Here is a 12,831-nt window from a genome sequence, read left to right as displayed (position 1 = left end):
GCCGCCCGTTTCGTGAAACCGCATGCGGGAAAGCCCGCATGCGAACGCTCACGCGCCTTGTTGTTGCGCCTTGAACGCGAGCCGGAACCGATGCAGCAGCGGCTCGGTATAACCGCTCGGCTGCGACGTGCCCTGCAGCGCCAGCGCGCACGCGGCCTTGAACGCGGTCGACTGGTCGTAGTTGGGCGCCATCGGGCGGTAGTTCGGGTCGCCCGCGTTCTGCTGGTCGACGACGCGCGCCATCCGCTTGAACACGTCGAGCACGAACGCCTCGGTGATCACGCCATGGCGCAGCCAGTTCGCGATGTGCTGGCTCGAGATGCGCAGCGTCGCGCGGTCTTCCATCAGGCCGACGTCGTGGATGTCGGGCACCTTCGAGCAGCCGACGCCCTGTTCGACCCAGCGCACGACGTAGCCGAGGATGCCCTGCGCGTTGTTCTCGACCTCGCTCAGAATCTCGCTTTCGCTCCAGGCGGCGCGCTCGACGACCGGCACGGTCAACAGCCCTTCGAGCAGCGCGTCGCGTTCGCTCGCGTAGGGCGTCTTTTCCAGCTCCTGCTGGACGGCCTGCACGTCGACCTGGTGGTAGTGCAGCGCGTGCAGCGTCGCGGCGGTCGGCGACGGCACCCACGCGGTGTTCGCGCCGGCGCGCGGATGCGCGATCTTCTGCTCGAGCATCGCGTGCATCAGGTCCGGCATCGCCCACATGCCCTTGCCGATCTGCGCGCGGCCGCGCAAGCCGGCCGACAGGCCCGCGAGCACGTTGTTGCGCTCGTATGCGGTGATCCACGCCGACGACTTCATCTCGCCCTTGCGGATCATCGGGCCCGCTTCCATCGCGGTGTGCATCTCGTCGCCGGTGCGGTCGAGGAAGCCGGTATTGATGAACGCGACGCGCGCGGCGGCCGCCGCGATACACGCAGCGAGGTTCACGCTGGTGCGGCGCTCCTCGTCCATGATGCCCATCTTCAGCGTGTTGCGCGGCAGGCCGTACAGATCCTCGATGCGCGCGAACAGCGTGTCGGCGAACGCGACTTCGACGGGGCCGTGCATCTTCGGCTTCACGATGTAGATCGAGCCCGTGCGCGAATTGCGCTTGGCCTTCAGGTCGTGCAGCGCGCACAGCGTCGTGACGACGCCGTCGAGAATCCCTTCCGGAATCTCGTTGCCGTCGCGGTCGAGCACCGCGCCGTTGGTCATCAGGTGGCCGACGTTGCGCACGAACAGCAGCGAGCGGCCGTGCAGCGACAGCGTGCCGCCGGCCGGCGTCGTGTACTCGCGATCGGCGTTCAGGCGGCGCGTGAAGCTTTTGCCGCCCTTCGCGACTTCCTCGACCAGCGTGCCCTGCATCAGCCCGAGCCAGTTGCGATACAGCTGGACCTTGTCTTCGGCGTCGACCGCCGCGACCGAATCCTCGCAGTCGATGATCGTGCTGACCGCGGCTTCCAGAACGACGTCCTTCACGTTCGCGAGATCGGCGCGACCGATGGGGGTCGACGCGTCGATCTGGATCTCGATGTGCAGGCCGTTGTTTTTCAGCAGGATCGCGGACGGCGCGCCCGCCGCGCCCTGGTAGCCGACGAATTGCGCCGGCTGCGCGAGGTGCACGACGCCCTTGCCGGTCTCGACGGCGAGCTGGCCGTCCTCCACGCGGTAGCGCAGCGCGTCGCGGTGCGAGCCGCTCGCGAGCGGCGCCGCGTTGTCGAGCACGTTGCGCGCGTAGTCGATCACGCGCTGGCCGCGTGTGGGGTTGTAGGCCGACGTGCGTTCGGCGCCGCCGTCCTCGGGCAGCGCATCGGTGCCGTACAGCGCGTCGTACAGGCTGCCCCAGCGTGCGTTCGCGGCGTTCAGCGCATAGCGCGCGTTCGACAGCGGCACGACGAGCTGCGGGCCGGCCTGCGTCGCGATCTCGCTGTCGACGTTCGCGGTGGCTGCCGCGACGTTCGACGGGACCGGCACGAGGTAGCCGATCTGTTCGAGGAACGCGCGAAACGCGGCATGGTCGCGCACCGGGCCGGGATGCGCGCGATGCCACGTGTCGAGTTCGTGCTGGAGGCGGTCGCGTTCCGCGAGCAGTTCGCGGTTGCGCGGCGCGAGGTCGTGCACCAGCGCCGAGAAACCGCTCCAGAACGCGGCCTTGTCGATACCGGTGCCCGGCAGTGCTTCGTTTTCAATGAACTGGCTCAGCGCTGGCGCGACTTGCAGTCCTGCTTGGTCGATCATCGTGATTCCTCCCGGGGAATGAAAAACGCGCGCGGATCAGGCCGCGACGCTTTGTGTGCCGGCGCGGGCGATCTGGGCGTCCTGTTCGGACTTTACGCCAGACACACCGATCGCGCCCGCAATGCGGCCGCCCACCGTGACCGGCACGCCGCCTTCGAGCAAGCCCGTCAGCGGCACGCTCAGAAACGCGGTGCGGCCACCGTTGATCATATCCTCATACGCTTTCGTCTCACGCCGGCCGAGCGCCGCCGCGCGCGCCTTGTCGTGCGCGATGTAGCTGCTGGCCGGCGATGCGCCGTCGAGACGCGCGAACGCGAGCAGGTGGCCGCCGTCGTCGACGATGGCGATCGACACGGCCCAGCCGTGGTGCTCCGCTTCCGCACGGGCGGCGGCGAGCATGCGCTCGACGTCGGCGAGTTCGAGTTCGGGTTTCGTTTGCATGGAAGTCCTCCGGAATCAGCGGTCAGTTGACCAATCGGTTGTCGACGAGCTCGATCCAGTGGCGCACGGACGTACGGCCCGCGCCGTTCAGGTGAGTCTGGCAGCCGATGTTGGCCGTGACAATCAGGTCCGGCCGCGCGGCTTCGAGCGCGTCGAGCCTGTTGTCGCGCAGTCGGGTCGCGAGTTCGGGCTGCGTCAGCGAATAGGTGCCGGCCGACCCGCAGCACAGGTGGCCGTCGGCGACATTCGTCAGATCGAAGCCGAGCCGCCGCAGGATGCTTTCCACCGCGCCGCCGAGCCGCTGCGCGTGCTGCAGCGTGCACGGGCAGTGCACCGCGACGCGGCGCGGCGCTGCGTCGGCCAGCGCGTCGAGCGGCTCGGCCGCGATCACTTCGGCGAGGTCGCGCGCGAGTGCGCTCACGCGCCGCGCCTTGTCCGCATACGCGGGGTCGGAGCGCAGCAGGTCGCCGTATTCCTTCACGAACGCGCCGCAGCCGCTTGCCGTCAGTACGATCGCTTCCGCGCCGGCCTCGATCGCGGGCCACCACGCATCGATGTTGTGGCGTGCGCGTGCGAGCCCGGCCTCCTGCGCGTTCAGGTGATATTCGGTCGCGCCGCAGCAGCCGGCTTCGCGGGCCGGCGTCACGCTGATGCCGAGCCGGTCGAGCACGCGGGCCGCGGCCGCGTTGGTGTTCGGCGACAACGAAGGCTGCACGCAGCCTTCGAGCATCAGCACGCGTCGTGCATGGCGCACCGGCGGGCGCGGCGCGGCCGCCGGCACGGTGGCCGGGATCTTGTCCTGCAGCGTGCCGGGCAGCAGCGGGCGCAGCGCGCGGCCCGCCTTCAGCAGCGCGGCGAACGTCGCCGGCCGCGGTACGACGTGACGCAGGCCGGCGCGCAGCAGGCGCTCGCGCGCCGGACGCCGCGCGCGCTTCTCGGCTTCCGCGCGGCCGATGTCGAGCAGCGTGTGATAGCGCACGCCGGACGGGCAGGTCGTTTCGCAGTTGCGGCAGGTCAGGCAACGGTCGAGATGCTGCTGCGTGCGCTCGCCGCACGGCTCGCCTTCGAGCATTTGCTTGATCAGGTAGATGCGTCCGCGCGGCCCGTCGAGCTCGTTGCCGAGCACCTGATAGGTCGGGCAGGTCGCGTTGCAGAAGCCGCAGTGCACGCACGCGCGCAGGATCGCTTCCGCTTCGTCGGCCCGGTCGAGGGCCTTGCTTGCTTCGCTGAGATTGGTTTGCATCGGCGGTTCGCAGTCGGGTGGGCGTCAGAGGTCCGCGTACAGGCGGCCCGGATTGAAGATCGCGTGCGGATCGAGTTGTGCCTTCAGCTGCCGGTGCACGCGCAGCAGCGCGGCCGGCAGCGGCTGGAACGGCTCGTGCGTCGCGCCGAGCGTGAAGCTGATCGCATGGCCGCCCCACTGCGCGGCGAATCGCTGCACGTCGGCCGGCGCGGCGTCGCTCTTCTGCCAGCGCTGCGCGCCGCCCCAGTCGACCAGCAGCGCGCCGGGCAGCGCATCGAGCGGCGCGGCGGCCGGCACCGACACGCGCCACAGCGGGCGCGGATCGTCGAAGAACGGCAAGGACAGGTCGCGCAGCCGGCCCCAGAAGCCGTCGGCGCGATCGTCCATGTTCTCGCCGCCGATCGTGTCGCGCGCGGCCTTCACCGAGCCCTCGCCGCCTTCGAGCCGCACGCGCAGCACGCCGTCCGCATGGCAGGCGCCCGCGAGCGGCAGCCCCGCGCGACGCCATCCGGCCACGAGCTGCACGGCTTCGGTTGCCGTGAGCGGCAATGCGAGATCGCGGCTCGCGCGCGGCTTCGGCAGCACCTTCAGCGACACTTCCGTCACGACGCCGAGGCAGCCGAAGCTGCCCGCGAGCAGCCGCGATACGTCGTAGCCCGCGACGTTCTTCATCACCTCGCCGCCGAAGCGCAAGTGCTTCGCGTGGCCGGTGATCACGCGGCATCCGAGCACGAAATCGCGCACCGCGCCGGCCCACGGGCGGCGCGGCCCCGACAGCGCGGCCGAGAACATGCCGCCGACCGTGGCCGCGCCGCCGAACGTGGGCGGCTCGCACGGCAGCATCTGGCCGGCCGCGTCGAGCATCGCCTCGAGTTCGACGAGCGGCGTGCCCGCGCGCGCGGTGATCACAAGCTCGGTCGGGTCGTACGCGACGATGCCGCGGTGCGTGCGCACGTCGAGCGTGCGGCCTTCGACGGCGCGGCCGAGAAAGGACTTCGTGCCCGCGCCGCGGATGAGCAGCGGCTGGCGAGCGTGGATCGCGGCGTCGACCTGCGCGACGAGCGCCGCGCTATCGTCGATCGATTCGGGTTCGCGTTCGCGTCGCATCAGAAGCGCTCCAGGTCGGGGAACGGCAGCTTGCCGTGATGGACGTGCATCGCGCCGAATTCGGCGCAACGGTGCAGCGTCGGGATGTTCTTGCCGGGATTGAGCAGGCGGCGCGGATCGAACGCGGCCTTCACCGCGTGGAAGAACGTGATTTCGTCGGCGTTGAACTGCACGCACATCTGGTTGATCTTCTCGCGCCCGACGCCGTGTTCGCCGGTGATGCTGCCGCCCACCGCGACGCACAGCTCGAGGATCTTGCCGCCGAGTGCTTCCGCGCGGTCGAGTTCGCCGGGACGGTTCGCGTCGAACAGGATCAGCGGATGCATGTTGCCGTCGCCCGCATGGAACACGTTCGCGACCGGCAGCGCGTATTGCGCGGACAACGCGGCGATCCCTTCAAGCACGCGCGGCAGCTCGCGGCGCGGGATCGTGCCGTCCATGCAGTAGTAGTCGGGCGACATGCGGCCGACCGCCGGAAACGCGTTCTTGCGGCCGGCCCAGAAGCGCTGCCGCTCGGCCTCGTCGCGTGCGACCCGGATCTCCGACGCGCCGGCGTCGCGCAGCAGCGCGGCGACGCGTTCGGCGTCCGCTTCGACATCGGTCGCCGCGCCGTCGAGTTCGCACAGCAGGATCGCCTGCGCATCGACCGGGTAGCCTGCGTGGATGAAGTCCTCGGCCGCGCGGATCGCGAGGTTGTCCATCATCTCGAGCCCGCCCGGGATCACGCCCGCGCCGATGATCCGCGCGACCGCCGCGCCGGCTTCGGCGACGTCGTCGAAGCTCGCCATCAGCACCCTCACGCTCGGCGGTTTCGGCAGCAGCTTCACCGTCACCTCGGTGACGATGCCGAGCATGCCTTCGGAGCCGGTGAACAGCGCGAGCAGATCGAAGCCGGGTGCGTCGAGCGCGTCGGCGCCGAGCGTCAGCAAGTCGCCGTCGATCGTCAGGATCTCGACCTTCAGGATGTTGTGCACCGTCAGCCCGTATTTCAGGCAGTGCACGCCGCCCGCGTTTTCGGCGACGTTGCCGCCGATCGAGCAGGCGATCTGCGACGACGGGTCCGGTGCGTAGTAGAGGTCGTAGGGTGCGGCGGCCTGCGAGATCGCGAGGTTGTGCACGCCGGGCTGCACGCGCGCGATGCCGGCGTCGGCATCGATCTCGAGAATCCGGTTGAACTTCGCCATCACGAGCAGGATGCCTTTTTCGAGCGGCATCGCGCCGCCCGATAGACCGGTGCCCGCGCCGCGCGCGACGACCGGCACGCCGTGCGCGGCCGCGACGCGCAGCACCGCGCGCACCTGCTCGACCGTGTCGGGCAGCACGACCGCGAGCGGCACCGTGCGGTACGCGGCGAGGCCGTCGCATTCGAACGGCTTCAGCGCCTCGCGCTCGTGCAGCACGTCGAGGCCGGGCGCCGCCGCACCGAGCGCGGCGACGAGTGTGTCGCGGTCGACGGTCGCCAGCGGGCCGTCGATCCGTTCGTCGTAGATGAAACTCATCGTGTGTCTCCGTCTCCACCATGCAGGCGGCCGCGGGATGCGCGGCGCGCCGGATGAACGGCATTCTTGGCGGGCGGCCGGGTGCGTGTCCAGACGTCGCGAACGTGGTCGTACCAGTTTTTCGAAGTGGGCCTGGCGGGTGGGGTTTGCGGTGACGGGAAACCCAATCGACACAAGGGTTTGTGAGAAAATCGGCGATATCTTCCCGAAGTGGTCATACCAGTATGGAAACGCAAGTTCGCCAAGCGCCGGCGCGCAATGTCGCCGATGTCGTCGCCGAGCGGATCGAGCAGCTGATCGTCGACGGCGTGCTGAAGGCCGGACAGGCGCTGCCGTCCGAGCGGCGGCTTACCGAGAAGCTCGGCGTGTCGCGCACGGCCGTGCGCGAAGGGATGAAGCTGCTGCGGGCGCGCGGGATCATCGACACGACGCACGGCAAGGGTTCGTTCGTCGCGAGCCTGACCCCGCAGCGCGAAGTCTCGCCGATGATGCATCTGCTCGGCTCGCAGCCGCGCACGCTGTACGACCTGTTCGAGGTGCGCGGGATGCTCGAGACCGAAGCCGCGCGGCTCGCGGCGCTGCGCGGTACGCCCGCCGATTTCATCCTGATCAAGCGCCGCTATGAGGAGATGACGGCGGCCGATGCGCAGGATCTCGATCCGGCGGCGCGGGCGAAACTCGATCATGCGTTTCATCTCGCGATTTGCGAGGCGTCGCACAATCCGGTGCTTGTGAATACGCTGCAGTCGTTGACGGATCTGCTGCTCAGTTCCGTGTTTGCGTCGGTGAACAACCTCTATCATCGCGAGCCGTTGAAGAAGCAGATCGATCGGCAGCATGCGCGGCTCTACAACGCAGTGACAGGGCGGCTGCCTGACCAGGCGCGCAAGGCCGCGAGCGAGCATATCCGGCAGTGCGTCGACTATCTGCGCGAGATTGAGCAAGAGGAGCAGCGGCTTGTGCGGTCGACGTTGCGGCTCGAAGGATGGACCTGAACCGCGCGATTCAATATTCACCGCACCGTCAAACCCGGCAGAATGAAAAAAAGCCCGCCGAAGCGGGCAACCTCTCGATGAAGAGGAGGAGATCAGAATCTGCGATCAGCGCCGGCTCAACCTTTCGTCGCCCCGAAGGTCAGCCCTGCCACAAAATGCTTCTGCATCGCGAAGAACATCGCGACCGACGGCAACGCGGCGAGAATCGACCCGGCCGACACGAGATTCCACGACGTCGTCCACTGCCCCTTCAACGCGGCAACGCCCGCGGTGATCGGCGCGGCCTCGTCGCCTTGCGTGAGACACAGCGCCCAGAAGTAGTCGTTCCACACGAACGTGAACACGAGGATCGCGAGCGCGGCCAACGCAGGCCGGATCAGCGGCAACACGATCCGCCAGAACACCGTCCATTCCCCCGCCCCTTCAATCCGCGCCGCCTCGATCAATTCGAACGGCAACTGCTTGATGAAGTTACGCAGAAACAGCGTGCAGAACCCCGTCTGAAACGCGACATGAAACAGGATCAGCGCCTCGACGGTGTTGAACACGCCGAGCCGAAGCGACAAGTCCCGCACTGGAATCATCAACACCTGCACCGGCACGAAATTCCCCGCGACGAACGTGCCGAACAGCGCGGTACTCCCGCGAAACTTGTAGGTCGCAAGCGCAAAGCCCGCCATCGCCGCGAGCGCGATCGACCCGATCACCGACGGCACCGTGATCTGCACGCTGTTCCAGAAGTAATGCAGCATCGGCGACGTGGTCAGCGCGTCGCGATAGTTGCTGATCATCGAGAAGTGCCGCGGCCAGCCCCAGTAGTGACCTTCGACCAGCTCCTCGGTCGAGCGCACCGACGTGACGAACACCGCGATCATCGGCAGCAGCCAGATCACGAGCGCGACGGGCAGCGACAGCTTGTACAGCCTGCGCGAGACCGGCTTCCAGTGGGCAACGGGTGTCGGAAACATGATGAATGCACTCCCGGTAGGTCACTGCTCGTTGCGCAGCATGCGGCGCAACTGGAACACGATGTAGACGAGCATGATCGCGAACAGCACGACCGCGATCGACGCGGAATAGCCGAGCCGGTAGTACTTGATCGCCTGGTCGTACATGTAATACGCGAGCACGGTCGAGCTCTCGAACGGGCCGCCGCCCGTCATCACCGAAATCAGGTCGAAGCTGCGCAGCGCGCCGATCACCGTGACGACGATCGCCATGAACGTCGTCGGGCGCAACTGCGGCAGCACGACGTGCCACAGCAGCGCGAAGCCGCGCGCGCCTTCCATCCGCGCCGCTTCGATCTGCTCCGGGTTGACCGACGTGAGGCCGGTGAGATACAGGATCATGCAGTACGCGGTTTGCGGCCACAGCGCGGCGAACACGATGCCGAACGTCGCATAGCGCGCATCGCCGAGCACCGGGATCCCGTGTCCGGCGATCAGTGCGAGCAGCCCGAAGGTCGGATCGTAGAACCACGAGAAGATCAGGCCGACGACCACGCCGGACAGCACGAACGGCGCGAAGAACAGCGATTTCACGAGCCGGATGCCGGCCACCGCCTGGTTCAGGTACAGCGCGAGCGCGAGGCCGAGCGGCGGCGCGAGCATGAACAGCGCAAGCCAGATCACGTTGTTGCGCAGCGCGGTGTAGAAGGTCGGCGCATGCAGCAGCTCGACGTAGTTCGCGAGACCGACGAACGTGCGCTCGGTCATCCCGTCCCAGTTGCAGAGGCTCAGCCACAGCGTCGACAGGATCGGCCAGATCACATAGACGGCAACCATCGCGCACGCGGGCGCGAGAAAGAGCCACGCGGCGCGCTGTTGCCGCCGCACGGCGGGCGACGGGCGGCGCGCGGGCCGCGCGGTGGCGGCGGATGCGCCGCGCGGCGGCGTGGCGCCGGCGCCGGCGGGCGGGGTGGACGTGATCGGACGGGACACGGCAAGCCTCCTGGGCGGACACGGCGGCACGCACACGCGGCCGCCGCCTGGGTCACGCGGTTACTTCTTGTAGATCCGCTTGCGGGTCTGTTCGAGCTGCGCGAGCACGGTATCGAGCTGTGCGGGATTCGCGAGGAACTGCTGCATCCCCTTCATCCCTTCGTCGGCCATCTCCTTGGTCATGTCGCGGTCGTAGAACTGCGCGACGCCGCCCTTGGTGTCGGCGAGGATCCGGAAGCCGATCCGCGAAATCGGATCGGCCGGCTCCGGCGACTTGCTGTTGGCCGACAGCGAGCCGAGCCCTTCCGCGAGCTTCGCCCCCATCTCGGGCGTTTCGACGAACGCGAGGAACGTATGCGCGTCGGCCTTGTTCTTCGCCTTGGTCGGGATGTGCAGCGATTCGACCGGGCCGTCCTCGGCGGTCGGCACCTTCGCGTCGATGATCGGAAAGCGGTAATAGCCCATTTCCTGCTTCACGTTCGGCGGAAAGCCCGCCGCGATGAAGGTGCCCATCAGCATCATCGCGGCCTTGCCCTGGAACAGGAACGGCTGCGCGCCGTCGAGATCGTAGGACAGCGCGTTGTCGATGAAGTAGCCCGAGTCGATCAGCGATTTCCACGTCGTGTAGACCTTCTTCACGCGTGGGTCGGTGTACGGCACGTCGCCGGCCATCAGCTGCTGGTGGAACGCGTTGCCGTTCAGGCGCAGGTCGAGATAGTCGAACCAGCCGGCGAGCGTCCACGCGTCGCGGCCGCCGACCGCGATCGGCGTGATGCCGGCCGCCTTCAGCTTCTTGCATGCGTCGAGAAACTGATCCCAGGTCTTCGGCTCGTCGGCGATGCCGACCTTGCGGAACAGGTCCTTGCGGTAGAACAGCCCCCACGAGTAATAGACGGTCGGCGCCGCGTATTGCTTGCCGTTGTACGACGATGCGCTGCGCGTCGACGCGTACATCGCGTCCCAGCCGTTCTTCGCCCAGTCGCCACTCAGGTCCTCGAACAGCCCGCGCTTCGCGTAGTACGCCATGCGCTCGCCCGCGTGCCAGTTGACCACGTCGGGCGCGACGGTCGTGAGCCACGCGGGGAGCTGCACCTTGTACGCTTCCTCGTCGACGAAGGTGGGCTTCACGTCGATGTCCGGATGGGCCTTGTGGAACGCCTCGATCGTCGACTGCCAGACCGCGCGCTGGCTGGCGCCCTTGAACGCGATGTTGATCGTCAGCGTGCCCGCGCCGGCCGGCGCCGCGGCGCCGAGCGAAGCGAACGCGATGGCGGCGGCGGTCGCAAGCCGGGCGGCGACGCGAAGGGGGCGATGTGTCATGTGTGTCTCCAGTCCTGTGTGTCTGTCGTTGTGCGTGACCGGCGCGTCGCGGCGCCGGGGGCGGTTGCTACGAACGGCTTCGATACACGGCGACGCCTTGCGGTTCGACCTGCGCGGCGCCGACCACGAACGCGGACGGCGGCACGCCATCGAGCGTGTGCGGCGTGCCGCCGTAATTGAATACGTAGGTCAGGCCGCCGCGTCGGCTCACGCGCACGCCGTCGCCGAGCGGCGACGGTGTCAGGCCGGCTTCGGCCGCGACGTCGGCGAACAGGCGCGCGGTGGTCGCGTCGTCGAACAGCGCGGCCCAGTAGTGCAGCGCGCCGTGCGACACGCAGGCCGGATGACCGTCGGCGAAGCGCGCACGCACGACGCTGGGTGCGTCGTCGCGCAGCTCGACGAGGTCGCGCCAGCGGCGTGCGTCGCCGGTGAACGCCGAGCCGTCGCGCAACGTGCCGTCGACCCGCTCGGTCACGTTCGGCCGCAGCGACTCGACGCGCCACACGCGCAGCGGCAGGATCGACGCGAGCGGGCCGGGCGGCAGCGTCGGCGGAATCTGCAGGTCGGCCGTCTTCGAACCGGTGCGCGGGCCGAACACCGCATGCGCGCCCGATGCGGCGAGCCGTGCCGCGAAGTCGTCCGGCACGATCGGCAGCGGCGGCACGACGACGAGCCGGTAGCCGTCGAGCGGCGCATGCGCGGAGATCACGTCGACGTCGAGGCCGAGCGAACGCAGCGCCGAGTAGTATTCGAACGCGCAGCGCGGGTAGTGGAAATCGGCGCCTTGCGGCTGCACTTCGAACAGCCACTTCGCTTCATAGTCGAACACCAGCGCGACGGGGGCGCGCACCGCGCCGTTCGCGTCGGCATCGGCGCCGGCGTCGAGCACGGTCGCGATTTCGCGCGCGACGCGCTGCGCTTCGCGGCCGCCTTCGTCGAGCTGGTCGTCCGGCGTGTGCAGGCCCGCATGCATCTGCTCCTGCGCGAACGGCGCCTGCCGCCAGCGGAAGTACGACACGCAGCCGGCGCCATGCGCGAACGCTTCCCAGCTCCACAGGCGCACCATGCCCGGCAGCGGCGCGGGGTTCCATTGCGCCCAGTTCACGGGCCCCGGCTGCTGCTCCATCACCCAGAACGGCAGCTTCGACATCCCGCGATAGAGATCGTGATTGAACGACGCGAAATCCGGATGGCCGGTGCGCAGCCAGCGCGCTTTCAGCTCGGGCGCGAACCATTGCTCCTCGAGCGCGCCGAGCGGATAGCTGTCCCACGTCGCGATGTCGAGGTCGCGCGCCACTTCGTAATGATCGAACTCGGTGAACAGTTGCATGAAGTTGTGCGCGACGGGCCGGCCCGGCGAATGCGCGCGGATCACGTCGACCTGCATCCGGTGATAGCGCGCGACCTCGTCGGACGCGAAGCGCCGGTAGTCGAGGCGATGCGACGGATGCGCTTCGGTCACGGTGCCGATGGGCGCGTCGACTTCGTCGAAATGCCGGTACTCCATGCTCCAGAACACGGTGCCCCACGCGCGGTTCAGCGCGTCGATCGTGCCGTAGCGCGCCTTCAGCCATTCGCGAAAGCGCACGAGCGCGGCGGGCGAATAGCTGACCACCGTCTGGTGGCAACCGAGCTCGTTGTCGGTCTGCCAGTAGCGGACGGCCGGGTGGCGTCCGTAGCGTTCGGCGACGGCCGTGCAGATGCGGCGCGAGGCTTCCAGATAGGTCGGCGACGAGAAGTCGTAGTGGCGGCGCGAACCGAACCCGCGCGGCCGGCCGTCCGCGCCGATCGCGAGGATGTCGGGGTGACGGTCGACGAGCCATTTCGGCGGCGTCGCGGTCGGCGTGCACATCACGATCTCGAGGCCGGCCGCGCCGAGCACGTCGACCGCGCGGTCGAGCCAGCCCCAGTCGTATTCGCCCGGCGACGGCTCGATGCGGCTCCACGCGAATTCGGCGATCCGCACTTGCGCGATGCCGAGCGCGTTCATCCGGCGGGCGTCGTCGGCCCACATCGATTCCGGCCAGTGTTCCGGGTAGTAACAGACTCCGAGGCGCATGCCG

Annotated in this window: 10 protein-coding genes; 1 reads left to right on the top strand and 9 read right to left on the bottom strand. The window is 68.5% G+C overall.

All coding sequences use genetic code 11. The features are described from left to right. Nucleotides 1–48: 48 nt before the first annotated feature. From SB771_RS23615 to glcD, 5 genes are read right to left on the bottom strand one after another with little or no spacing between them, the layout of a single operon-like run. A complete protein-coding gene (locus tag SB771_RS23615) occupies nt 49–2,223 on the bottom strand; it encodes a malate synthase G (RefSeq protein WP_175659929.1) in 2,175 nt (724 codons plus the stop codon). Nucleotides 2,224–2,259: 36 nt separating this feature from the next. Then, nucleotides 2,260–2,664, bottom strand: coding sequence for a GlcG/HbpS family heme-binding protein (locus tag SB771_RS23610; RefSeq protein WP_105832536.1), 405 nt, complete (start codon nt 2,662–2,664; stop codon nt 2,260–2,262). Between the two features lie 22 nt (nt 2,665–2,686). Continuing rightward, nucleotides 2,687–3,907 (bottom strand): glycolate oxidase subunit GlcF, encoded by a 1,221-nt coding sequence (gene glcF / locus SB771_RS23605; RefSeq protein WP_175659930.1) that lies wholly within the window; start codon nt 3,905–3,907, stop codon nt 2,687–2,689. A 24-nt stretch (nt 3,908–3,931) separates the two neighbouring features. Beyond that, nucleotides 3,932–5,014: a glycolate oxidase subunit GlcE gene (gene glcE / locus SB771_RS23600; RefSeq protein WP_175659931.1), complete on the bottom strand. Its 1,083-nt coding sequence runs from the start codon at nt 5,012–5,014 to the stop codon at nt 3,932–3,934. Next, nucleotides 5,014–6,513 (bottom strand): glycolate oxidase subunit GlcD, encoded by a 1,500-nt coding sequence (glcD, locus tag SB771_RS23595; protein ID WP_175659932.1) that lies wholly within the window; start codon nt 6,511–6,513, stop codon nt 5,014–5,016. The genes glcE and glcD overlap by 1 nt, the downstream gene beginning before the upstream one ends. A 224-nt stretch (nt 6,514–6,737) precedes the next feature. Here glcD and glcC point away from each other — a divergent pair, with 224 nt between their 5' ends. Beyond that, entirely contained in the window at nt 6,738–7,508 is a 771-nt protein-coding gene (gene glcC, locus SB771_RS23590) for a transcriptional regulator GlcC (protein WP_011659877.1), read from the top strand. Between the two features lie 116 nt (nt 7,509–7,624). Here the strand turns inward: glcC and SB771_RS23585 are convergent, their stop codons facing one another. From SB771_RS23585 to SB771_RS23570, 4 genes are all read right to left on the bottom strand, one after another. After that, on the bottom strand, nt 7,625–8,476 hold the full coding sequence (locus SB771_RS23585) for a carbohydrate ABC transporter permease (RefSeq protein ID WP_006753189.1): 852 nt from the start codon (nt 8,474–8,476) through the stop codon (nt 7,625–7,627). Nucleotides 8,477–8,497: 21 nt separating this feature from the next. Continuing rightward, on the bottom strand, nt 8,498–9,448 hold the full coding sequence (locus tag SB771_RS23580) for a carbohydrate ABC transporter permease (RefSeq protein ID WP_175659933.1): 951 nt from the start codon (nt 9,446–9,448) through the stop codon (nt 8,498–8,500). Between the two features lie 60 nt (nt 9,449–9,508). Further along, entirely contained in the window at nt 9,509–10,768 is a 1,260-nt protein-coding gene (locus SB771_RS23575) for an ABC transporter substrate-binding protein (protein WP_175659934.1), read from the bottom strand. Nucleotides 10,769–10,835: 67 nt separating this feature from the next. Then, entirely contained in the window at nt 10,836–12,827 is a 1,992-nt protein-coding gene (locus SB771_RS23570; protein WP_175659935.1) for a beta-galactosidase, read from the bottom strand. Between the last annotated feature and the right edge of the window lie 4 nt (nt 12,828–12,831).

This window comes from Burkholderia sp. SIMBA_051 (genome assembly GCF_046534915.1).
In the GTDB taxonomy this organism is placed as follows: domain Bacteria; phylum Pseudomonadota; class Gammaproteobacteria; order Burkholderiales; family Burkholderiaceae; genus Burkholderia; species Burkholderia ambifaria.
This window is presented reverse-complemented; position numbering and strand designations above follow the sequence as displayed.